This is a genomic window from Oceanobacillus luteolus (assembly GCF_042678205.1).
GTDB classification, from domain to species: domain Bacteria; phylum Bacillota; class Bacilli; order Bacillales; family Amphibacillaceae; genus Oceanobacillus; species Oceanobacillus luteolus.
Genome location: NZ_JBHUDE010000141.1, coordinates 1 through 21,134, shown reverse-complemented (window position 1 = coordinate 21,134; position 21,134 = coordinate 1). Strand labels below are relative to the sequence as shown.

Annotated in this window: 16 protein-coding genes and 1 other annotated feature; of the genes, 7 read left to right on the top strand and 9 right to left on the bottom strand. The window is 37.9% G+C overall.

Features of this window, described 5'->3' with window-relative positions:
• Window positions 1-308 precede the first annotated feature (308 nt).
• Window positions 309-2,003 (bottom strand): septation ring formation regulator EzrA, encoded by a 1,695-nt coding sequence (gene ezrA / locus ACFSBH_RS15165; protein ID WP_251511696.1) that lies wholly within the window; start codon window positions 2,001-2,003, stop codon window positions 309-311.
• Window positions 2,004-2,197: 194 nt separating this feature from the next.
• Window positions 2,198-2,803 (bottom strand): forespore capture DNA-binding protein RefZ, encoded by a 606-nt coding sequence (gene refZ / locus ACFSBH_RS15160; RefSeq protein ID WP_251511692.1) that lies wholly within the window; start codon window positions 2,801-2,803, stop codon window positions 2,198-2,200.
• A gap of 158 nt (window positions 2,804-2,961) precedes the next feature.
• On the opposite strand from refZ, the gene ACFSBH_RS15155 reads away from it, so the two are divergent.
• Window positions 2,962-3,441: a GAF domain-containing protein gene (locus tag ACFSBH_RS15155; protein ID WP_251511688.1), complete on the top strand. Its 480-nt coding sequence runs from the start codon at window positions 2,962-2,964 to the stop codon at window positions 3,439-3,441.
• Here the strand turns inward: ACFSBH_RS15155 and ACFSBH_RS15150 are convergent.
• Window positions 3,429-5,267: a sensor domain-containing diguanylate cyclase gene (locus tag ACFSBH_RS15150; RefSeq protein ID WP_379598412.1), complete on the bottom strand. Its 1,839-nt coding sequence runs from the start codon at window positions 5,265-5,267 to the stop codon at window positions 3,429-3,431. The genes ACFSBH_RS15155 and ACFSBH_RS15150 overlap by 13 nt on opposite strands.
• A gap of 586 nt (window positions 5,268-5,853) precedes the next feature.
• On the opposite strand from ACFSBH_RS15150, the gene rpsD reads away from it, so the two are divergent.
• On the top strand, window positions 5,854-6,456 hold the full coding sequence (gene rpsD, locus ACFSBH_RS15145; protein WP_251511680.1) for a 30S ribosomal protein S4: 603 nt from the start codon (window positions 5,854-5,856) through the stop codon (window positions 6,454-6,456).
• 121 nt (window positions 6,457-6,577) lie between these two features.
• On the opposite strand, the gene ACFSBH_RS15140 is transcribed toward rpsD, so the two are convergent.
• A complete protein-coding gene (locus ACFSBH_RS15140; protein WP_379598409.1) occupies window positions 6,578-7,306 on the bottom strand; it encodes a FixH family protein in 729 nt (242 codons plus the stop codon).
• 357 nt (window positions 7,307-7,663) lie between these two features.
• Window positions 7,664-8,938, bottom strand: coding sequence for a tyrosine--tRNA ligase (tyrS, locus tag ACFSBH_RS15135; RefSeq protein ID WP_379598407.1), 1,275 nt, complete (start codon window positions 8,936-8,938; stop codon window positions 7,664-7,666).
• 48 nt (window positions 8,939-8,986) lie between these two features.
• Window positions 8,987-9,196 (bottom strand) — a binding site (T-box leader).
• A gap of 108 nt (window positions 9,197-9,304) precedes the next feature.
• On the opposite strand from tyrS, the gene ACFSBH_RS15130 reads away from it, so the two are divergent.
• From ACFSBH_RS15130 to ACFSBH_RS15110, 5 genes are all read left to right on the top strand, one after another.
• A complete protein-coding gene (locus ACFSBH_RS15130; protein ID WP_251511668.1) occupies window positions 9,305-12,232 on the top strand; it encodes a transglycosylase domain-containing protein in 2,928 nt (975 codons plus the stop codon).
• 177 nt (window positions 12,233-12,409) lie between these two features.
• Window positions 12,410-13,096: a GNAT family N-acetyltransferase gene (locus tag ACFSBH_RS15125; RefSeq protein WP_251511664.1), complete on the top strand. Its 687-nt coding sequence runs from the start codon at window positions 12,410-12,412 to the stop codon at window positions 13,094-13,096.
• Window positions 13,097-13,386: 290 nt separating this feature from the next.
• Window positions 13,387-14,037, top strand: a complete 651-nt coding sequence (locus tag ACFSBH_RS15120; protein ID WP_251511661.1) for an acetoin utilization AcuB family protein — start codon at window positions 13,387-13,389, stop codon at window positions 14,035-14,037.
• The gene (locus ACFSBH_RS15115; protein ID WP_251511658.1) at window positions 14,034-15,200 is read left to right on the top strand and encodes an acetoin utilization protein AcuC; all 1,167 of its coding nucleotides are present in this window, start codon (window positions 14,034-14,036) and stop codon (window positions 15,198-15,200) included. Before ACFSBH_RS15120 ends, ACFSBH_RS15115 begins: the two co-directional genes overlap by 4 nt.
• Before the next feature lie 137 nt (window positions 15,201-15,337).
• Window positions 15,338-16,813, top strand: a complete 1,476-nt coding sequence (locus tag ACFSBH_RS15110) for a UDP-N-acetylmuramoyl-L-alanyl-D-glutamate--2,6-diaminopimelate ligase (RefSeq protein WP_251511655.1) — start codon at window positions 15,338-15,340, stop codon at window positions 16,811-16,813.
• Window positions 16,814-16,856: 43 nt separating this feature from the next.
• Here the strand turns inward: ACFSBH_RS15110 and motS are convergent, their stop codons facing one another.
• From motS to ACFSBH_RS15090, 4 genes are all read right to left on the bottom strand, one after another.
• The gene (gene motS / locus ACFSBH_RS15105) at window positions 16,857-17,639 is read right to left on the bottom strand and encodes a flagellar motor protein MotS (protein WP_251511652.1); all 783 of its coding nucleotides are present in this window, start codon (window positions 17,637-17,639) and stop codon (window positions 16,857-16,859) included.
• Window positions 17,629-18,474, bottom strand: a complete 846-nt coding sequence (gene motP / locus ACFSBH_RS15100) for a flagellar motor protein MotP (RefSeq protein ID WP_251511650.1) — start codon at window positions 18,472-18,474, stop codon at window positions 17,629-17,631. The genes motS and motP overlap by 11 nt, the downstream gene beginning before the upstream one ends.
• Before the next feature lie 151 nt (window positions 18,475-18,625).
• The gene (ccpA, locus tag ACFSBH_RS15095; RefSeq protein ID WP_251511648.1) at window positions 18,626-19,630 is read right to left on the bottom strand and encodes a catabolite control protein A; all 1,005 of its coding nucleotides are present in this window, start codon (window positions 19,628-19,630) and stop codon (window positions 18,626-18,628) included.
• Between the two features lie 183 nt (window positions 19,631-19,813).
• Entirely contained in the window at window positions 19,814-20,887 is a 1,074-nt protein-coding gene (locus ACFSBH_RS15090; protein ID WP_251511645.1) for a bifunctional 3-deoxy-7-phosphoheptulonate synthase/chorismate mutase, read from the bottom strand.
• Between the last annotated feature and the right edge of the window lie 247 nt (window positions 20,888-21,134).

Genomic DNA, 21,134 nt, shown 5'->3' with positions numbered 1-21,134 from the left:
TGCCTTTTTTAAGATAATTGAACCTTGATAACTCAATAATCATTTATTTTACTCTTGACATATCACCGCAGGTCTTTAATAAGTGTTCTCTATTCTAAAACGTTTATTAATCGCTGAATTATACCTTAAGCATCTTAATGCATTCCAGCTAAAAAAACAAGGGTTTTGTATATAAAACAGCTGTTAAGTAAAGACTATCGGGTTAATCATTTCTATGAACACGATTAAAACAAAAGGCTGTAGTAAAAGGAGTCCCCTTTTACTACAGCCCTCAAAGTCAGTGACAATAACTTTCAATCTTAATAGTTTTAATCGTTCATAACTAGCTGAGATTCTTCAATGCGCTTTAAAGCTCCTGGTTCCACTTGCTCTATAGCTTTAGCCGCTTTTTCCAATGATAGTTCGTATTCGTAGTTACGGAATAATCGTTCTGCTTCATGAAGTTCTGCAGAAAGAATCGGGTTACGGCTACGATATCGGTTCGCATATTGAATGACACGTTCTGTCAAATATGCCTGATCAAGCATCACTTCGATCTGTTCGCTTGCTTGTTCAATGGAGCCTTCCGCTTCCAATAATGTTCGATGAACGGCCCCAGTATCCAATGGATGCTGTTCCAGTGCTTCCAGCACCTTTTTGTTCTTTTGTTGGGCCTCTTCAAGACTAGTCCAAATGTAAGTTGGTACTCCCGGGATGTTACTTTTACGTAAACGTCGATGTAAATTCATAATTTGCTCTCGCATTTGCACTAGTTTATCTTTGGCCATCAGTTCATCTTTTCTCAGTGTCTGAATACTTTCTCTAAAAGATGTGTGTTTCTCCTTCAATTCATCTATCTGCTCGAGACTTGTTTCAACTCTTCTCCGTATTTCACTATGTGCTAATCCATTTGTCTCTAGCTGTACTAAGATTTCTTCCAACTCATCTTTTAAACTTTGCGTTTTCTTATCTACTGCAAGGAACTTTTCCAGTTCTTCATCTTCTACATAGTAGGCTTTCTTCAATTCCTCAACTTCTTCTTTCGTTTCAGCGAAGGAGTTATAAAGGGATGTTACTGCATCTTTATAGGATGGTATATACTGTTCGAGGTAACTCTTGGCCAAAGCTTCTTGTTCCAATTGCTCATACATTTCAGCAATTCTCTCTTCCACTTCATTAAGTATCTCATTGCCCTCTGCTAAGTTTCCTTCTTCAAGCAGCTGCATACAATTCGTAAGTCTTTCCTGATATGTACGTATTTCTTTTTCAAAATTCAAGTGTTCAATGAAATACCCTTCTTGTTTCATCTCTTTCATACCTGAGAGCAGTTGATCAAGTTGTGAAGAGAGCTCGTGCTTGGCTTTTTTGTATAGAGGAGGAAATGCGGTTATTTTCTCTTCCAATTCCTCCAGTTCTGCTTTTATTTCAATCACAATATTCTTAGCTTCCATATAGTTCCCTGAATCACTTTCTTCATGGAACCTCTTTAATTTTTCTTCCAATTCGTCGAGTCTGCCGTCAAAATACCGATCGGCTTTAGCAAATTGATAGCGATTCTGAGAGATGTGTCTTCGTAGATCTTTGATGGATGGTTCTACAGCTTCTATCTCAATTCTGCTTGATTTTTCTGATTCCAGCAGATCATGAAGCTCATTTAAAATACTTTCAATACTTGCTTCAATCGATTGGAGAATTGTCTCCGTTTCTTTCAATACTTTTTTAGCCTTTGGAATTCTGAAGTAATCGGCAGCATCTTCCGCATCGAGTAAATGTTCTTCGATATCGGCCAGCTCTTTACTCACAATATAGTCCCAGCGTTCCTTCCACGCTTCGAACTTAACTTGAGTTTCCCCTGATAAATTGAGATTTTTGATTTTGCTCAATTCACCAGCAACATTCCGCCCCATAATATCCAATTTCCACGCTTCCAGCCTATCTACGTTATCATAAACTCTTTTACGCAGGATTAAACCGATGATGATTAATACAATTATTGCTAAAATAATTCCAATGAATAACTCCATAGCGTACCTCCTACCCCAATCCAACAAGAGGATTTATACCTATACATTCAGATGTTGTAAATAAAAAGTATATATTTTTTTTAATATAAGTTACGATATAATACTAATAATAGCATGTATCTAGTAACTTTGGCTAAGAAAAACAAAATTTTGTCTTCTTTTTATGGATTTTATAGAAAAATGGCGATTAGTTGTCAAATTCCGACAATGAATTTCAGCCATTTTTGAATCGTAGCCACATATTTTTTTACAAAAACCTCACGAGAATATTCCCCAATCACTCGATCTTTCCATTCATTGTGTAATATATATGGAGTAATCAGCATACCTTTCAGCTGCAGTAATAGATAATCCTTTTGATCACCCGGCAGTTTCTTACCTTCTAACGCTGAGAAAAAAGTAGAGCGGATATAGTAATTTTCTTTCGCAAGATATGTTACAGTCATTTCTCGGACAAATATGGAATCGAGTGTCAACTCACGCTGAATGAAGCATGTCAATTGCAGTTTTGATTGCTTGTATTGTATAATTGTAAAAATCAATTTGTTCAGCCGTTCTATAGCAGATTGATTCTCTGTCACTTTAAGGCATTCTTCCACTTTTTCTAAGTATTCTTCATAATATGCGGTCACAGCATATTCCAATAATCCTTGTTTGCCGTTGAAATAGTAGCTTACGGATGAGACATTAACTTTAGCTTTCTCGGCAATATCGCGAACGGAAGTACCATGGAAGCCTTTTTGGAAAAACAGAGTGGAAGCTGCATGGATCACTTTTTGTTTTGATAGGTTTTTTTTCATCATACTCAACTCCTTACTTTTCCAATACGACAAACTTTCTAGATTTCCTGTTACTTTCGCTCGACAGGATTCTTAGCAATGTCGAATACTGCATTGTAAGTTTCATTCTACTGGAATCTTCGGAGAAAAACTATTTATAATTCTATAGGGGGATGATTATGTTTCAACAAGTCACTTATTCAGACGACCGTATGAAAGGATATGAACTGTTAATTAAACAGCTTCATGCATTATCTGAAGATGAAAAAGATCAAATTGCACTTCTCGCGAATGCTGCCAGCCTTCTCAATCAATTTCTCGACGAAGTGAACTGGGTTGGCTTCTATTTATGGAAAGATGAAGAGCTTGTACTTGGTCCTTTCCAAGGGTTGCCTGCGTGTGTACGCATCCCTTATGGTAGAGGTGTTTGTGGTACAGCAATAAAAGAAAAGAAAACCCAACTTGTTCCTGATGTACATGCATTTCCTGGTCACATTGCCTGTGATGCTGCGAGCAACTCAGAGATAGTTGTACCAATGATCATCAATGGTGAAATCTATGGTGTGCTAGATATTGACAGTCCGATTAAAGAAAGATTCGATGAAACGGACCAATTATATCTCGAAAAGTTTGTAGATGCATTGAGTCAATATCTATAACATAAAACGAGCAACTCTAAGGAGGCTGCTCGATTTTTATGTATGATCACACAATTCTTTCCTTTAGATTTCGCTCTGTACAATGCTTCATCGGCGCGTATAAACAAGCTTTTCTGATTATACTGTTCGGTTCTTTTCCAGTTGGAAATTCCACAAGAAACAGTAATCGCTGGTTCAGTACCTTCCCTTATAAGCTTTCGAATATCATTTGCATATTGCTTTCCTTGTTCACAATCCATCTCGGGTAAATAAATAGCGATCTCTTCTCCGCCCCACCTTGATACGATTCCTTTGTTCCCTATCTTGTTCTCCATGATTGCAGCAACTTGCTTCAATACCACATCACCCACATGGTGCCCATAGGTGTCATTTACACTTTTGAAATCATCAATATCAAATAAAAGAAGAACACCACTCGAACCACTCTCTAAATGAGTGTTGATCCTTTCTTCCAGATACCTTCTTGTATACAATTGAGTAAGGAAATCAGTAATGAGAGTCCGCTGTAATCTTTCCTTTAGAATAGTATTAGAGATGGCCAAGGCAGAATGCTGCATCATCGATTCCACCAATTTAAAACTCTCAAACGAAAAATGATACGTATCTTCGTGAAGGATAATCGTAAATCCCATACTAAGACCCGAGTATTCCATTGGAATAACCATTACCGACTGATAGCCATAACTTCGCAACTCCTCTGCTTTACCATTGAAGACCGCATCAGACTTCTGCAAGATTTTCTCTTTATATAGGCTTACAATACCGCTTCCATTCCCCACCTTAAACAACTCTGAGCTGCCTTCCAAAATTTCAATTTCAACATTAGATTCTTCATCAAGATAAATAAAACCGACTTCACTTGCTTCTGTGATTTCCATAATTTGAGTACGGATGATTTCTGTAAGTTCCGACAGTTCGCTTGTGGAATTCAGTTTATGATTTACTTCATTTATCAACGTTAGGTTGGATACTTGCATTAATGAGTCTTCATATAAAATAGTTTTTTCTAACGCTTTGCCTGATAATGCTGCAATCTCTTCTATTAAAAGAATATCTTCCTTCCATAAATAGCTCTCAATGGGCACGATGATTTCGAGAACACCATAAACACTCTGTTCACCTGTCAACGGAGCATAGATCATCTTTTTTGATTGTTCTTTTAAAATTTCAATTTGGAATTCTCCAGTCATAAAAACCTGGGTACTCATCGAAATTGGATTTTCATCTTTATATTCCATAACTCTGATAGGCAGTGAAGGAGTATTTCCATACTCCTGAGTCAGAATCAAATGGTATTCTGCATCACCATAAAGTTGTTCCAACGCTTTTGTAATATCCCGCAACACATCGTTCTTATCATTCGCCTTTAATAACTTCTCACTTAATTCTTGTAAGAATTTATTATTTTTGCTCCTCTGGGTATTTTCCCAGGTTTGAGCTATTATTGAGAATAATTTCTCTGTTTCCTTTTTAAATGTAGCTAGAAAATGTTCGGGTAATGGAGTTTCTTTGGAATAAATAAATAAAAGTTTCCCCATTCCCCTGAGTTGTATCTGAAGAAGGTCTACATGTTTTGGCCTCTTGTTTTCATGAAAAAAGCTTTCCGGTATGATAACCTCATCAGCAACAAAATTTTTCGGCATAAACATAACAATATCTTCATAATAGGATCCCAATAATCGAAATGACTCAGACTTATCGAAATGCACGTAAGCTGCAAGAAAATCCGCCTCAATATGCCCACATATTTCTTTTAGTATGTAATCAATAATTGTGTCATCCCAGGTTTTCTGTTCGAATAAATCTGAAAGAATGTTAAAATACATGAATTGAAGTTGTTTTGAGCTATCCATTTAATCACCTATTTATTATGATAAAGCTATTCTCTCTTCATCAAATAGTCCTTTATTACTATAAATGTGGTTTTAATCATTTAAATTATAAGCTTCTATTGCTTTCGATATATCCGTTTCTTTCCTCTCCCATAACGGTTTGGCACGTTATTCTTCAATAAAAGTTCAGCCGAACCAACAGATTTATATATTTGATATTTATTATACACGAAGTAGTGCGAAATTCCCATGCTAAATATACTCTTTTCCCAAAATATTACTTTTAAAACCTATAAGCAATCATAGTATAATTAAAATGATAAAGACTTCAATAGAACAAAGTTAAATCTTTGTTGACTTTCAGAGCTAATACTTATATAATAGTCTTTGTGTAAATTTAAGGTAGCCTTAGCGCTCGATTCATTGTAACTAGTTTGTTCCTTACTTTGATAAAGAAAGTTTAAGGGTGTATCGTGTAACTCTCTGCTGCTGGAGCGATGGTACAAGAAAACAAACTAGCCAGTGTAATTGACGTGGTGATTTAACTTTATACAAATTTAAATCAAAGGAGGAAATGTCTATGTCACGTTATACAGGTCCTGTATGGAAAAAATCTCGACGTTTTGGCATTTCATTAACTGGAACTGGTAAGGAATTAGATAAGCGTCCTTACGCTCCTGGACAACATGGTCCGAACCAAAGAAAAAAGCTTTCTGAGTATGCTTTACAGCTTCAAGAGAAGCAAAAACTACGTTTCATGTACGGATTGAACGAACGTCAATTCCGTAACCTATTCAACAAAGCTGGTAAAATGAAAGGGATCCACGGTGAGAACTTCATGATTCTTCTTGAGTCTCGTCTTGATAACCTTGTTTACCGTTTAGGTCTAGCTCGTACACGTAGACAAGCTCGTCAGCTTGTAAACCATGGTCACGTTTTAGTTGATGGTCGTCGTGTTGACATTCCATCTTACTCAGTTGCTCCAGGCCAAACAATCGGCTTACGCGAGCGTTCAAGAAATCTTGAAATCGTGAAAGAAGCAATAGAAGTAAACAACTTCGTACCAGAGTATACTACATTCGACGCAGAGAAATTAGAAGGTACGTACTCACGTTACCCAGAGCGTTCTGAGCTTCCAGCGGAAATTAACGAAGCTCTTATCGTTGAGTTCTACTCACGTTAATAGAATTAATGATTACCTCCTCTTTCACTTTAGTGTTCGAGGAGGTTTTTATATTGAAAAAACCTTAACACCCTATGAAAGGATATTAAGGTTTTTCATTCGCTATCAGCTTAGACACCAATTATTGTACTTCAATGGTATACTCTTCATGCTCATGAAGATCTGCATCATCTTCAACATGGATGACAATCGAATATGTACCTGCTTCTGAAAATTCATGAACTGCGGCATATTCACCTGGTTTCGTTTCATTGGCGTCAACCCAAGCTATATGTTCACCTTGTTCGGGTAGTATTTCAAAGCGGACGTTTGCGTTTTCTAATTCCTCACCCTCCAACTGAAGGTGAACAATTAAATCTGTATCGTCTCCTGCTTGAATATTTTCCGGGTTGGAAAAATGAAGTTGGAATCCATCAGAATGTTTGTGTTCTACATGTTCTTCATCCTGGTGTACCGCTTCTTCAGCATCACCAACCGCTATAGATTTTAACGGCATCGTATGCTGGCCTCTTGCCGTAGTATGGGCAAACAACTCATAAATTCCATCTTCTGCAAATTCAACTTCCGCAGTATAACTTCCATTAGATGTATGTATTCCTTCCACATTTGTACTATCTGTTTCATTACCTTGAACCCAATATTCAAACATTACTTCATCAGCATCTTCTACCATCTCATCACCATAAGATACAATAGCTTCCAACTGGACTGTTTCACCAGGTTCTGCAGTTTCTGGTACAATAAATTCAACTTCCAACGTTGCTAATTCCTCTTCCCCGCTCTCTTCATTTCCACAAGCAGCTAGTAATAATAGCAACGCCATAACAACTAGTATTGTAATTTTCTTCAATAAAACAACCTCCAATATTTTGCTGGTCATTAATTTTTCCAAACTAATGAAATTGCATACACAGATTGAATAATCCATACCTACCCATAATAGGGATGGATTATTCAATCTGTAAGTGGGTACACGTTAAAACAAACTAATCTACAATGTCCCTAATTTAACTCTACCAACTAAAAATGCCATTTTCAACTGGATGACATGACTAATTTGTGAAAATGCAATGAGGTATGTCGATTGGTCCTATTGATCACTTTGAAATCTAAAGCTAACTAATCCTCCTCTCTCCTGCATTTTAAATTTAATAGTAAAAAGAAAACAGCCTGTGGGTTGATCCACTCACAGGCTGTTTTCACTTAATTAGCTGAAATCAATTAACGTATATTTCTTTTTCCCTCTTCGGATAACGGTAAATACATCACCAATACGATCTGCAGCAGTTACTTCATAATTCGTATCTTGCTGCCTTTCACCGTTAATATAAATTGCACCATTTTGAATATCTTCTCTTGCTTGACGTTTTGATGGAGAGATTTTCGCTTGTACGAGCAAGTCAACTAAACCAATGTCCGTTTTTTCCAATTGGTGTGTTGGGACATCTTTAAATCCTTGCTCAATCTCTTCTACTGTTAATTCTTTAATGTTCCCGCTGAATAATGCATCAGATATTTTAATTGCTTGTTGTAAAGCTTCCTTACTATGCACGAGGATGGTCATTTCCTCCGCTAAACGTTTTTGGGCTACGCGTTTTTCTGGTTGAGTTTCAACCTCTTTTTCCAGCTCTTCAATTTCTTCTTTGGAAAGGAAGGTGAAGTAACGTAAGAATTTCACAACATCCCTGTCATCTGTGTTGATCCAGAACTGGTAAAATTCGTATGGAGTCGTTTTTTCCGGGTCCAGCCAAATTGCATTACCGGCAGATTTTCCAAATTTTGTTCCATCAGCTTTTGTAATTAAAGGGACAGTCAAACCGAATACTTTGACATCCTCTTCTTCCGGATTCTCTCTCGTACGACGAATGAGCTCCATTCCTGCAGTAATATTCCCCCACTGGTCACTTCCGCCAATTTGAAGTTGACAGTTTTCTTCCTCATAGAGCTTCATAAAATCAATGGATTGCAGCAACATATAACTGAACTCCGTGTACGTGATTCCTGTTTCAATCCGGGATGAAACGGATTCTTTCGCTAGCATGTAATTGATGCTGAAATGCTTTCCTGCATCACGCAGCACTTCGATGAAAGTCATATTGCTTAACCAGTCGTAATTATTACGTGAAACGACAGGGTTCTCCCCTTCTCCAAAATTAACTAACTTTCCAATTTGCTTTTGGATACTTTCCGCAAATCCCATAACAACTTCTTTACTGTTCAGGGAACGCTCAGAAGAACGGCCACTTGGGTCTCCAATCATTCCTGTACCGCCACCAACCAACGCAATCGGCTTGTGTCCTGCTTTCTGGAATCTTTTCAGCATAACAATCGGTACGAGGTGACCGATATGAAGACTATCTGCCGTCGGGTCAAAACCACAATATAATGTAACCGTTTGAGAGTCCAATAATTTCTCTAACCCTTCACGATCTGTCACTTGATTGATTAAACCACGCCACTCCAACTCATCTAAAATATTCATCCTGCCATCTCCTTTTTATTTCAAAATCAAAAAAAGCCCCTCCCTCAAAAAAGGGACGAGCTAATAATCGCGGTACCACCCTTGTTGCATAACAATGCCACTTGGGATTGTTAACGATGTCTCCACCGTTCTTAAGGCTACTAACCAAAAGAAATGCTCCAGACTGTAATTCACCAGTAAATTTATATTGGCTTGCACCACCCGCCAACTCTCTTCGATAGGGATTCACATGGCTACTGAATCTTTCTCAGCATAGTTTATCTATTAATAGCATATTTTCTTGCCTTTAGCAATCATTTCCAAAAACGTATTCATGTATTTTTTCATATATGGTATAATTATAAACGAAATTTAGGAGGGTTGCAAATGGATTTAAAAAAGTGGATGCAACAATTGATCGAAGCATTAAGAGAAAACTGGAAGTCAGGGAAAATCCAACGATCAAGCCGGATTACATATGGAGTTGCATGGAATATTATTTTATTCTTTTTAATCATAGGCTGTATCGGAATGTTTTTCGTTGGCGGAATTGGTGCAGGTTATTTTGCTTCCCTTGTAAAAGATGAAGAGATTCGTGACTATGAAACGATGGCTCAAGATATTTATGATTATGCGGAAACCTCACGAATGTATTTCGCTGATAATGAATTCTTAGGCGAAATAAATGCTGATATACATCGAGATGAGACATCCCTTGACCAAATCGCACCGCACTTGCTTGATGCCGTGATTGCAACAGAGGATGAGTATTTTAATGAACACAATGGGGTTGTACCTAAAGCCATATTGCGAGCAGTCTATCAAGAAGTTTCCAACTCGGAAACGCAAACTGGTGGAAGTACATTAACTCAACAGTTAATTAAAAATCAAATCCTAACGAATGAAGTTTCATTTGAAAGAAAGGCAAAAGAAATTTTACTCGCACTTAGGCTGGAACGTTTCTTTGATAAAGAAGAAATTCTTGAGGCATATTTAAATATTGTTCCTTATGGCAGAGATTCATCGGGTAGAAATATCGCCGGAATCCAAACGGCAGCACAAGGTATTTTTGGAATTGATGCCAAGGATGTTAATTTGGCTCAGGCCGCTTACCTAGCTGGACTTCCTCAAAGCCCTTCCGCTTATACCCCATTTGCAAATGGCGGCGGTTTGAAGAGCGAAGATGGTATTGAACCAGGACTTAACCGAATGAAAACTGTTTTGAATCGTATGTTGGATATGGAATACATTACCCAAGAACAATACGAAGAAGCTCTCGAATATGATCTAGTGGCTGATTTTAAAGAGGAAGAAAAATCACCGTTTGAAGAATACCCTGTTCTAGCTGCAGAGATTCAAAGAAATGCCATCAGCATTTTGAAGAACAAACTATTAGAAGAAGATGGTATTACTAATGAGGATTTGGCCGAAGAACCTGAATTAGATGAAGAATATGCAATTCGGGCTGAAAGAGAACTTCAGACAAAAGGTTATGAAATTCATACAACAATTGATAAAGAGATGTATGATCTGTTCCAAGAGATTGGCCAGAATTATTCTCAATATGGAAGCAATACAATGACGGAATATCCAAAAGGTTCCGGCAAGATGATTGAACAAGAAGTTCAAGGTGCAGCAATGATGATTGAAAATTCTACGGGACGAATCATTGCATTCTTTGGTAATCGTAGTCCTGATATCGAGAATCACTTCAACTTTGCAACCCAAGCTGAACGCTCCAATGGAAGTGCGATGAAACCAATCGCAGTATATGGTCCAGCAATGGAAGAAGGATTAATTCAGCCGGGTACACCAATCGCAGACGTGTTCTATCAGGTACCTAGTGGTGGAGGATCGCATGAAATCCGTAATATTGACAGAAGACATCACGGATTGCTGTCTGCACGGACACATTTAGCCAAGTCATATAATATACCAGCGGTAAAAACATATGTGTCACTCATTGATATTAATCCTGTGGATAAATATTTAAGGAAAATGGGAATCACGTCCATAAATGACCGTGAGTATGCGCATCCTACTCTAGGGATTGGGGCATTGGATACCGGAATAACCATAGAAGAGAACACAAATGCTTTCTCTACTGTTGCTAATGGCGGTAAATTTGCAGATGCTTATATCATCGAAAAGATCACAACAAGTGACGGAGAGGTTTTTTACGAGCATGAGCATGAACCAGTGGAAGTCTTCTCTCCACAAACGAGCTATCTATTGATTGATATGATGCGGGATGTCATCAAGTACGGAACTGCCTACGACTTAAGGTCGATGCTGAAATATCCTCATGTTGACTGGGCCGGAAAGACTGGGACGTCATCGAATACTTATGATGTTCATTTTGTTGCAAGTAATCCAAACATCACATTTGCAACATGGATGGGATATGAAATTAATGATTCGCTTGATCATAATCGACAAAGCCAATGGAATCGTGCTTTCTGGGCTCAATTCATCAATGCGGCAAGTGATCTCAGACCGGAACTCGTAGCACCTGACCATGCTTTCCAACAACCTGAAGGTATTGTGCAGAGAAGCTATTGTGCCATTTCCGGCAAGCTGCCTAGTGATCTATGTCAACGTGCTGGTCTTGTCAAAACGGATCTTTTTAACGCAAAATTTGTTCCGACTGAACGAGATAATAGTTTAATAACAGGCTCACATATTTTAGTAAATGGAAAAGCTGTAATGGCTGGCTCAAATACACCTGGAGAATTCACTAAACAGGATGGATTGGTGTTAAATCCTGAGTTTCTAAAAGAAAAAGGATACGATAAATTATCGAACATCCGGCAGCTCATTCCACAAAATGAAGACCGAAGCAAATGGGAGAAAATTGGATTTCCCGGTAGCGCAGTGAGCAGTACGGTCAGTGATGATGGCAAAGCTCCACAGCCTCCATCATCTCTAAACGCATCTGGTAATACACTGACTTGGAACAGTTCATCAAGTAATAATGTAGTGGGTTATCGAATTTATAAAGCCTCTAAACCTGGCGGCGATTTCTCACAAGTCGGCAACTCGGCCTCTCCAGAATTTAAAGTAAATGGAGACGGTGTATATCATGTAAAAGCCGTTGATTACTTTGGTCGTGAATCTGGTGCCTCTTCAACTGTTATCATCGGTGAAACACCTAAGGAAGAAAAAGAGACACCTGATGAAGAAAAAGAAGAGGAAACAAAGGACGAAAAGAAAGATAAAGGGAACAAAGATAAAAATAAAGATACAAATAAAGATGAAGGAAAAAGAAAAGAAAAAGGAAAAGGAAAAGATAAAGCTGAAGACGAAGATGAATAAACAGAATCAGGAGCAAAACGCTCCTGATTTTTTTATTGAATAATCACTGTTTTATCTGAGTCATCCAATTTTCATAAAATACTAAAAAATTTATATGAAATCATGTATAATGTTTGTAAGCGCATAACTGATAAGAGTAGCTGATAAAAACGTGACAATTTATTAGGTGGTGAAGCAGTGAAGCACAGCAAGGAATTCCATTCGGTAACCTATGAAACAACAAAAGGACCAATAACCATCGAAGGTCCCCTATCATCCGAACAATTGAAAAAATTTAATTTCCATGAAAAATTAATTGCCTTTCGCCCTGCGAAGAAACAATTTGAAGCGCTTCTTCAAATCGCTGATTTTGAAGAAGGTAGAATAATTATCGCTCGTACAGAAGAAATGATTGTAGGTTATGTGACCTATCTCTACCCTGACCCATTGGAGCGGTGGTCAACATTTAATATGGAGGAATTGATTGTACTCGGTGCAATTGAAATCGCACCAGAATATCGCGGAGAACGCGTTGCTTCTAATTTAATAAAAGTCTCCATGATGGATGATTTTATGGAGAACTATATTATTATTTCTACAGAATATTATTGGCATTGGGATTTGGAAGGCACGAAATTAAGTATTTGGGATTACCGAAAGATAATGGAAAAAATGATGGCTTCCGGTGGATTAAGTCCAGCGCCTACGGATGATCCAGAAATCATTTCCCACCCCGCCAATACATTAATGGTTAGAATCGGAAAGAATGTTTCCACAGAGGCGATTGAACAATTTGACAAATTAAGGTTTTTAACTAGATATGAGCAAACAAAAAAGCGGAAACAACCGATCAGCGACCTACGAAATGCGCCTAATAAAACATGAAATGGTCCGAAGTTACTCTTGAAATTGACGAATTAAGCGGACAGATCCTTTAGAAAAGACGTTAGAATGGAGTCCACCCTCAAATGTTTGCGGTGTGATGTACACAAGTTCAAATTCCTTGCGCATGTTTTTGCAAGCTTATTAACGGAGCAGTGGCACAAAGCACTTAAAATGAGTCTTAAACATAATAACGCAGATGTTAAGCAGGGCTATATATGACTTTTAAGGAAATCTACCACCAAATAGACATAAGAATAATGAATATATAGAAATAGAATTGAGGGATGAAGATGTTAGTCGAGAGTATAATGAACACAAATGTTCCAACCCTTCCGCCGACTGCAACGATTGAGGAAGCATTACATTTGCTGAAAAAAAATAAGATAAGACATATACCGATTGTTGATGATGAAAACCGGGTAATTGGGATTGTTTCCGATCGTGATGTTAGAGATGCAAGTCCTTCTTCCCTACTAAAAGATGCAGATAGGAAGGAATTGCAAAATGAGATTCAAACCATTATGAGTCATCCAGTTGTAACTGTGCATCCCTTGGACTTTGTGGAGGAAATCGCGAGGATTTTTTATGAGAAGGAGTTTGCAGCCGTTCCTGTTGTCCATAATGATGAACTTGTCGGTATCGTAACCGAAAAGCATATGCTCCATACGTTCATTCAATTAACGGGTACACATGTACAAAGTTCACAAATAGAAGTAAAAGTTCCTCACCGACCAGGAATCTTACCGGAAGTTGCACAAATAATCGGTGATCACAACGTTAATATTGTTTCCGTGCTCGTTTATCCTTATCTTGATGATCCTCATTACAAAGTGCTTGTTTTTCGGGTACAGACGATGAACCCTATGCCGATCATTCGAGGAATACGGGATGCAGGTTTTAAACTACTCTGGCCAAATAATATTATGGAGCCTAAATTATGAGTAAAAAAGTTAAATTTGTATTTTCAGATGACTTTTCGACCTATCGTTTTAATGATGACCACCCTTTCAATCAACAACGGGTACTATTGACTAAAGATCTGCTCGAAACTAGTAACTTGCTGGATGAAGAGGATATTATCCCACCGAGAAAAGCTACAGAGGAAGAATTGGCATTATTTCACGAAACTCAATATATCGAAGCGGTTAAGAAAGCCAGCAAGGGCAACTTGACTAAAGAAGAAGGACTTGTTTTTGGGCTGGGAACAGAAGATACTCCGATGTTCCCTAATATGCATGAAGCTTCAAGTTATTTGGTGGGTGGAACCCTAACTGCCGTCGACGCTGTCTTGTCAGGCCAAGCTGACCATGCTTTAAATCTTGGTGGAGGACTGCATCACGGTTTCGAACGTCAAGCTGCAGGATTCTGTATTTATAACGATGGCGCGGTCGCTATCAAGTATATTCGTAATAAATATGACCTGAAAGTGCTTTATGTGGATACCGATGCCCATCATGGTGATGGTGTACAATGGGCATTTTACGATGATCCTAATGTCTGCACCTTTTCCATTCATGAAACTGGCCGTTATTTATTCCCTGGCACAGGAGATGTTAGAGAACGTGGAATTAAGGAAGGTCATGGTTACTCCTTCAATCTTCCAATAGACGCATACACTCAGGATGAGTCGTTTTTGCACGTTTATGAAACCGCATTCAAGGAGATTGTGGAGTATTTTAAGCCGGATGTAATTTTAACCCAAAACGGTGCAGATGCTCATACGTTTGACCCGTTAACTCACTTATGTGGTTCGATGTCTATTTTCGAACGTATTCCCCTTCTCGCCCATGAATTGGCACATCAATATTGTGACGGAAAATGGATTGCCACTGGTGGCGGAGGATATGATATTTGGCGAGTTGTGCCGAGAGCATGGGCACAGATCTGGAGTGTAATGAAAACGGAACGTATTTTAGAGGGGGATTTGCCATCCAGTTGGTTAAATAAATGGCAACATGTATCACCAGTTCCTTTACCAAGCACTTGGCATGATGGAGAGGAAGCTTTTCCACAGATTCCAAGGAAGTCAGAAATAGAAGAAAAAAATTATAAATTATTGTTAGCAATGCTCAAATATGCGAAGATAAGCAATTCAAATTCTTGAAGGATCCGATTGGGTCCTTCCTTTCTTTTTACTCTTCATCGTTTCGTACATAGACAATCATTTTAAGAAGATATATAATTAGTAAAGCAACTTGTTAAATATTTGACCTTGTCATTCTGAGAAGGAGCTGAACGGACATGAGACTTAGTAACATCCTAAAGGATATGGAATATGACTTGGTCCAAGGGACACTAGACCAAGATATTTCTGAAATAATTTTTGATTCTCGTATTAAGCAGACTAATAGTTTATTCATTTGCATTTCCGGTTTCACACTGGATGGACATGATAAAGCTGAAGAAGCAATTCAAAATGGTGCAGTTGCTGTCCTAGTGGAAAAGGATATACATGTGCCAAACGGAGTAACTGTCATTAAAGTAGAGAATACTAGAAATGCGATGGCTAAGGTTGCCAGCAATTTCAATGACAATCCATCTGACGACATAAATGTGATAGGTATAACGGGTACAAATGGTAAAACTTCCATCACTCATTTCTTAAAGTCCATTTTGAATGAAGCCAACCATAAAACCGGTGTAATTGGTACATTGGGCACGGTAATAGACGATGAATTGATACCAACAAACAATACTACACCTGAATCAGTCGATTTACAGAAATTCCTAAAAGATATGGCGATCACAGACCACGATTACTGTCTAATCGAAGTTTCTTCCCACTCTTTACAATTAAAACGGGTGGCACATACTAAATTCAGTACGGGTATTTTTACCAATTTAAGTCCGGATCATTTAGAGTTACATAAAACAATGGATGAATACTTTGAAGCTAAGGCGCAATTATTTACGATGACTGAAAAGGCTAATATCATCAATGCGGACGACATCTATGGCCAGAGATTAATTGAACAATTAAGAGATTCCAATGTTAAAACGTTGACATATGGAATCCATGAGAAAGCTGACTTTTATGCTTCTGATATTGAATATTCTCTCGAGGGAACATCTTACACATTACATACACCGTTTGAAACAGCCAAAATCAACATTCATCTGCCTGGTGAAATATATGTCTCAAACAGCCTAGCTGCGATTGCAGCTGCATATAGTAATGGAATCGCTATTGAAGCAATTCAAACAGGGTTGGCTAATGTAAGTAACATTGACGGCAGATTTGAAACAGTATACTCCTCAGGGAATTTCAATGTAATTGTCGACTTTGCACATACAGAAGATGCGCTGCAAAAAACAATCAGTATTCTTAAACCTTTCGTAAAAGGTAATATTATACTCGTCTTTGGAGTATACGCAGACATGAGTGAAAACGGCAGAGATAAACGTTATGGTATGGGACGTGTAGCAGCTGAATATGCCGACTTTTCAATTGTGACTTTAGATAATCCAAAAAACCACGATATTGAAACGATAATGAAAGAAACAACTGATGCCATCGAACGAAATAAAGGTAAATTCATCGAAATCCGTGATCGCGAGAAAGCAATTCAATATGCGATAGAGATTAGTGAACAAGATGACTGTATATTGCTTGCAGGTAAAGGGCATGAAACAACTCAAGTAATCGGAGACGAAGAAATTTACTTCTCTGAAAAAGAGATTGTACAAAAAGCCATGGAAACAAAGGTATTTCAATAAACAAAAAGAAGCAGAAATATGAGGTTCATATTTACTGCTTCTTTTAATTTTCTTCTTGAGCATCCGTATTCAAGATTGTTATCTCGACTCTTCGATTCATACTCATGTTTTCTTCCGTATCATTAGGTGCAATTTGTCTCGTATCAGCATACCCTGCTATCGAAAAGCGCGATTCATCTAAATTAAATTCCTCAATAAAATACCTGACTACACTGCTGGCTCTAGCTCCAGATAATTCCCAGTTGGACGGATATCGATATGTATTAATTGGTCTACTATCGGAATGCCCTTCTACCTTTATATCATTTGGCAATTGTGAGAATAAAGTTGCCAGTTCTTCTAGAAACGGTTTTCCTTCTTCTAGAATAATAGCTTCTCCAGTGTCAAAAAATATACTTTCTTGTATCACTAACAATACTCCCCGTTCTGTACGGGTCGCTGAAACAATATCATTTAAATCATGTTCATCCAGGTAATCCTCTACACTATCTATCAGTTGATTCAAGGATTCATCTTCCTGAGCTTTACTTTCATATTCATCTAAGGCCCTATCCAAATCAATAGGATCATCTGAATGATCATCCTCAGCCGTTTCCGCGGCCTCAGTATTTTCGGGTTGGTCATTTGGTACAATGGAAGGCATAAAATCGAATATTACTCGTTCTTGAAAAGACTGTGCTACTGCTTCAAGTTTGATTTGATCAACAGTTGACATCGAAAACAATAAGATAAAGAATACAAGAATCAAAGTTACCATATCAGAATAAGTTACAAGCCACTTTGCTGCCCCTTTATCCTGCTTTTTTTTGACCGGTCTACGCTTCATTTACTCGATCCTCCACCATTCCTGAACGAATAGCTTCTTCTTCCTTTTGCATGGCTTCTTTATATTTTTCCCTATCCGAATAGGAAACGAAAGCACTAAGTTTTTCTTCCAAAATTCTTGGATTTTGTCCAGATTGAACTCCAATAATTCCTTCAATGATAATTTGCTTAAGAAACACTTCCTCTTCTGTCTTTGTCTCAAGTTTACTAGCCATTGGAAGGAAAACAAGGTTCGCAAGCACTGTACCGTATAATGTGGTTATTAGAGCAATAGCCATTGCCGGTCCAAGTGTTGCCGGATCAGAAAGTTGGTTCAACATGAGTACGAGACCAACTAACGTACCAATCATTCCCCAAGCTGGAGCGTATTCTCCTGCCTTTTCAATGATCGAACGACCTTTATAATGGCGTTCTTCCATGGCAGTTATCTCCGCATTTAAAATATCAGTTATGACTTCAGGTTCAATACCGTCGACCGCAAGCATAATTCCTTTTTTTATAAAAGGGTCATCCACATCTTCCAATTCATTTTCAAGAGCAAGAATTCCTTCTCTTCTAGCTCGTTCCGATAGGCGAGTGAATAACTCTACCAATTCGGGTAACCGGTTTTCAGTTTTGATAAAAGACTCTTTGACTACTCCTCTTGTTAGTTTAATTTGCTCAAATTTAAACGTAATCAACAAGGAGGCTACTAATCCACCGATAACGATAAATATAGAAGGAACATCTAAGAAAATTGAAATATTTGATGGGTTGCCATTCGATCCAATCGCAAAGATAATCATCAAAAATCCTAACGTTATGCCGATCGGAGTCAGTATATCTTTTTTCGTCATCGTAATCTCTCCAAACTTCATTAAAATACTTGAAACTGGTTATGAATGGTATGGCTTTTCATTTTTAAAGCTACTGTCTTCCCCCCTGTTACATTGGAGAAGGAAGCAGTAGCAAATTCACGTACCTAGCTTCTTATATTTTATATCGGCATTAATTGGAAGTTGTTGAGTTTCTTTTTTCCAATCGATGTGGAAGAACAACATTTTTATCGGTTACTTCTTCTTTGTTCATATATTTCGTCAAGAGACGCATTGCGACAGCTCCGATGTCATACATTGGCTGCACAACTGTGGACAACGTCGGGCGCACCATCTTCGCGAGCTTAGTATTATCAAAACCAAATACTTGAATATCTTCCGGAACGTTATATCCTCGATCTTGGAACCCATGAATCACTCCAATTGCCACTTCATCAAATGTGACAAACACAGAAGAAGGAAGTGCTTCCAACTCAAGAAGTTTCTCTGCTGCCGTTATTCCTCCATCGTAAGAATAATCGACCGTAATAACCAGTTCCTCACTGAATTCTATATTGGATTCTTCCAAAGCTCGGAGATAGCCTTCATATTTAAGCTTATTCACCGGCGCATCCGGCACACTAATAACAATTGCTGGTTGTTGGTTGTTATTGTTTTCAATCAGATCTTTTGTCGCTTCGTAGCCTGCCAATTCGTAATCAATATTTACAGATGGAATTTCATTACTTGAATCATATGTTGCAGCTAAAACTACAGGTACAGAGGAAGTTTTGAACTGCTGGATATGTTCATCAGTGATATTACCACCCATAAACAAGATTCCATCTACCTGCTTCTCCAACATCGTATTGATAAGCTGCAATTCATTTTCCTTCTTGGAGTCTGAGTTGCTTAAAATAATATTGTACTTGTACATCGTTGCAATATCTTCAATTCCTCTAGCCAGTTCTGAGAAGAAAATATTGGATATATCAGGAATAATCGCTCCAACCGTAGTTGTTTTCTTACTAGCAAGTCCTCTAGCTACAGCATTTGGGCGATAGCCTAATCGTTCAATTGTTGCTAGCACTTTTTTTCTTGTGCTAGGTTTAACATTCGGATTCCCGTTTACCACACGGGAAACAGTAGCCATAGAAACGTTTGCTTCTCTAGCTACGTCATAAATCGTTACAGTCATCACATATACCTCCAGTATAGTTCGTGCTCTTTTTTCTATCATACTCTACCATGAAAATTTTTTCAAAAATTTTCATGGTGTTTTCATAAGTTTGTCATAAATATAAACTGATTCTTACTAGCAATATTCCCAAACTTACAAAATAAAAAAACTGCTTCTTCTCTCAGAAGCAGTTTTTTTATCTTATTTCAATCGTCTATCCAAGTCAGTGATCTCTTCAAAGAACTTATCGAATGTTGGTATATCCATTTGTTGCGCTGAGTCAGAAAGTGCTACAGCCGGATCAGGGTGAACTTCCGCCATAATACCATCCGCACCAATTGCAAGTGCTGCTTTAGCTGCTGGAAGCAGTAAGTCCCTTCTACCAGTCGAATGTGTGACATCCACAAGAATCGGTAGATGCGTTTCCTTCTTCAACACAGGTACAGCCGAAATATCCAATGTATTTCTAGTCGCTGTTTCATAAGTTCTGATTCCGCGTTCACATAGAATGATATTAGTATTTCCACGTGAAATGATGTATTCAGCTGCATTAATGAACTCTTGGATTGTTGCTGACAGACCACGTTTTAGAAGTACTGGCTTATCCACTTCTCCTGCAGCTTTTAGTAATTCAAAGTTCTGCATGTTTCTTGCGCCAATTTGAATCACATCAATGTATTCCACGGCTTCCTCAATATGTGCAGGGTTAACAATCTCACTGATTACCGCTAATCCATACTCATCTGCAACGCGTTTTAAAATTTGTAATCCTTCCACTCCTAAACCTTGGAAATCATAAGGTGATGTACGAGGTTTGAAGGCGCCACCACGTAGTAACTTTAATCCTTTTGCTTTAACCGCCTCTGCCACCTGTGCAACTTGTTCATAACTTTCAACCGCACAAGGACCGAATACGTAGTTTGTCGAACCATCGCCGATTTTCGCTCCGTTGATGTCAATCACAGTGTTTTCAGGTTGATTTTTACGGGAAACAAGTAAAGCTTTTTGGTGATCATCTTCCTGAAGCTCTAATCCCGCTTTGAAAATCTCCTTGAAAATATGCTCAATTGTAGAATTTTCAAATGGACCATTATTATGCTTTTTAATTAAATCAAGCATTTCTCTTTCCCTTACCGGATCAAACTTATACATGCTTTGCTTTGATTTAACTTTACCAATTTCCTGAACCAATTCTGCGCGGCGATTAATTAAATTCAAAATCTCAAGATTCACATCATCAAGTTGTTGTCTAAGCTGTTCCATTTGATTACTCATAATATATGCCCCCTGAAAACTTTTTAATAATTAGTGACAATTATAGCTAAAAATCTATTATTTGTCACTATTTAATTAAAATTAAATAATATTAGGAAAAACTTGACAAAAATATACTAGGTTTTTCATTCATTTAATGGTTATCACTAGCGTTGCATTAATTAAGACTAAATATTAACAAGACCCCGAATTTTCGCTAATTTACTTTAATGCAAATAAAAAGTCCTTTATAATGGATTTATTCAGG

What these genes read in the sequence shown, in the direction of transcription:
- ACFSBH_RS15150 (WP_379598412.1), bottom strand. Translation starts at nt 5,267, where the DNA reads ATGTATTTTAACATTCTTTCAGATTTATTCGAACAGAAAACCTGGGAT.
- ACFSBH_RS15155 (WP_251511688.1), top strand. Translation starts at nt 2,962, where the DNA reads ATGTTTCAACAAGTCACTTATTCAGACGACCGTATGAAAGGATATGAA.
- rpsD (WP_251511680.1), top strand. Translation starts at nt 5,854, where the DNA reads ATGTCACGTTATACAGGTCCTGTATGGAAAAAATCTCGACGTTTTGGC.
- ACFSBH_RS15120 (WP_251511661.1), top strand. Translation starts at nt 13,387, where the DNA reads ATGTTAGTCGAGAGTATAATGAACACAAATGTTCCAACCCTTCCGCCG.
- ACFSBH_RS15130 (WP_251511668.1), top strand. Translation starts at nt 9,305, where the DNA reads ATGGATTTAAAAAAGTGGATGCAACAATTGATCGAAGCATTAAGAGAA.
- ACFSBH_RS15090 (WP_251511645.1), bottom strand. Translation starts at nt 20,887, where the DNA reads ATGAGTAATCAAATGGAACAGCTTAGACAACAACTTGATGATGTGAAT.
- ccpA (WP_251511648.1), bottom strand. Translation starts at nt 19,630, where the DNA reads ATGACTGTAACGATTTATGACGTAGCTAGAGAAGCAAACGTTTCTATG.
- ACFSBH_RS15110 (WP_251511655.1), top strand. Translation starts at nt 15,338, where the DNA reads ATGAGACTTAGTAACATCCTAAAGGATATGGAATATGACTTGGTCCAA.
- motP (WP_251511650.1), bottom strand. Translation starts at nt 18,474, where the DNA reads ATGACGAAAAAAGATATACTGACTCCGATCGGCATAACGTTAGGATTT.
- refZ (WP_251511692.1), bottom strand. Translation starts at nt 2,803, where the DNA reads ATGAAAAAAAACCTATCAAAACAAAAAGTGATCCATGCAGCTTCCACT.
- ACFSBH_RS15115 (WP_251511658.1), top strand. Translation starts at nt 14,034, where the DNA reads ATGAGTAAAAAAGTTAAATTTGTATTTTCAGATGACTTTTCGACCTAT.
- motS (WP_251511652.1), bottom strand. Translation starts at nt 17,639, where the DNA reads ATGAAGCGTAGACCGGTCAAAAAAAAGCAGGATAAAGGGGCAGCAAAG.
- tyrS (WP_379598407.1), bottom strand. Translation starts at nt 8,938, where the DNA reads ATGAATATTTTAGATGAGTTGGAGTGGCGTGGTTTAATCAATCAAGTG.
- ezrA (WP_251511696.1), bottom strand. Translation starts at nt 2,003, where the DNA reads ATGGAGTTATTCATTGGAATTATTTTAGCAATAATTGTATTAATCATC.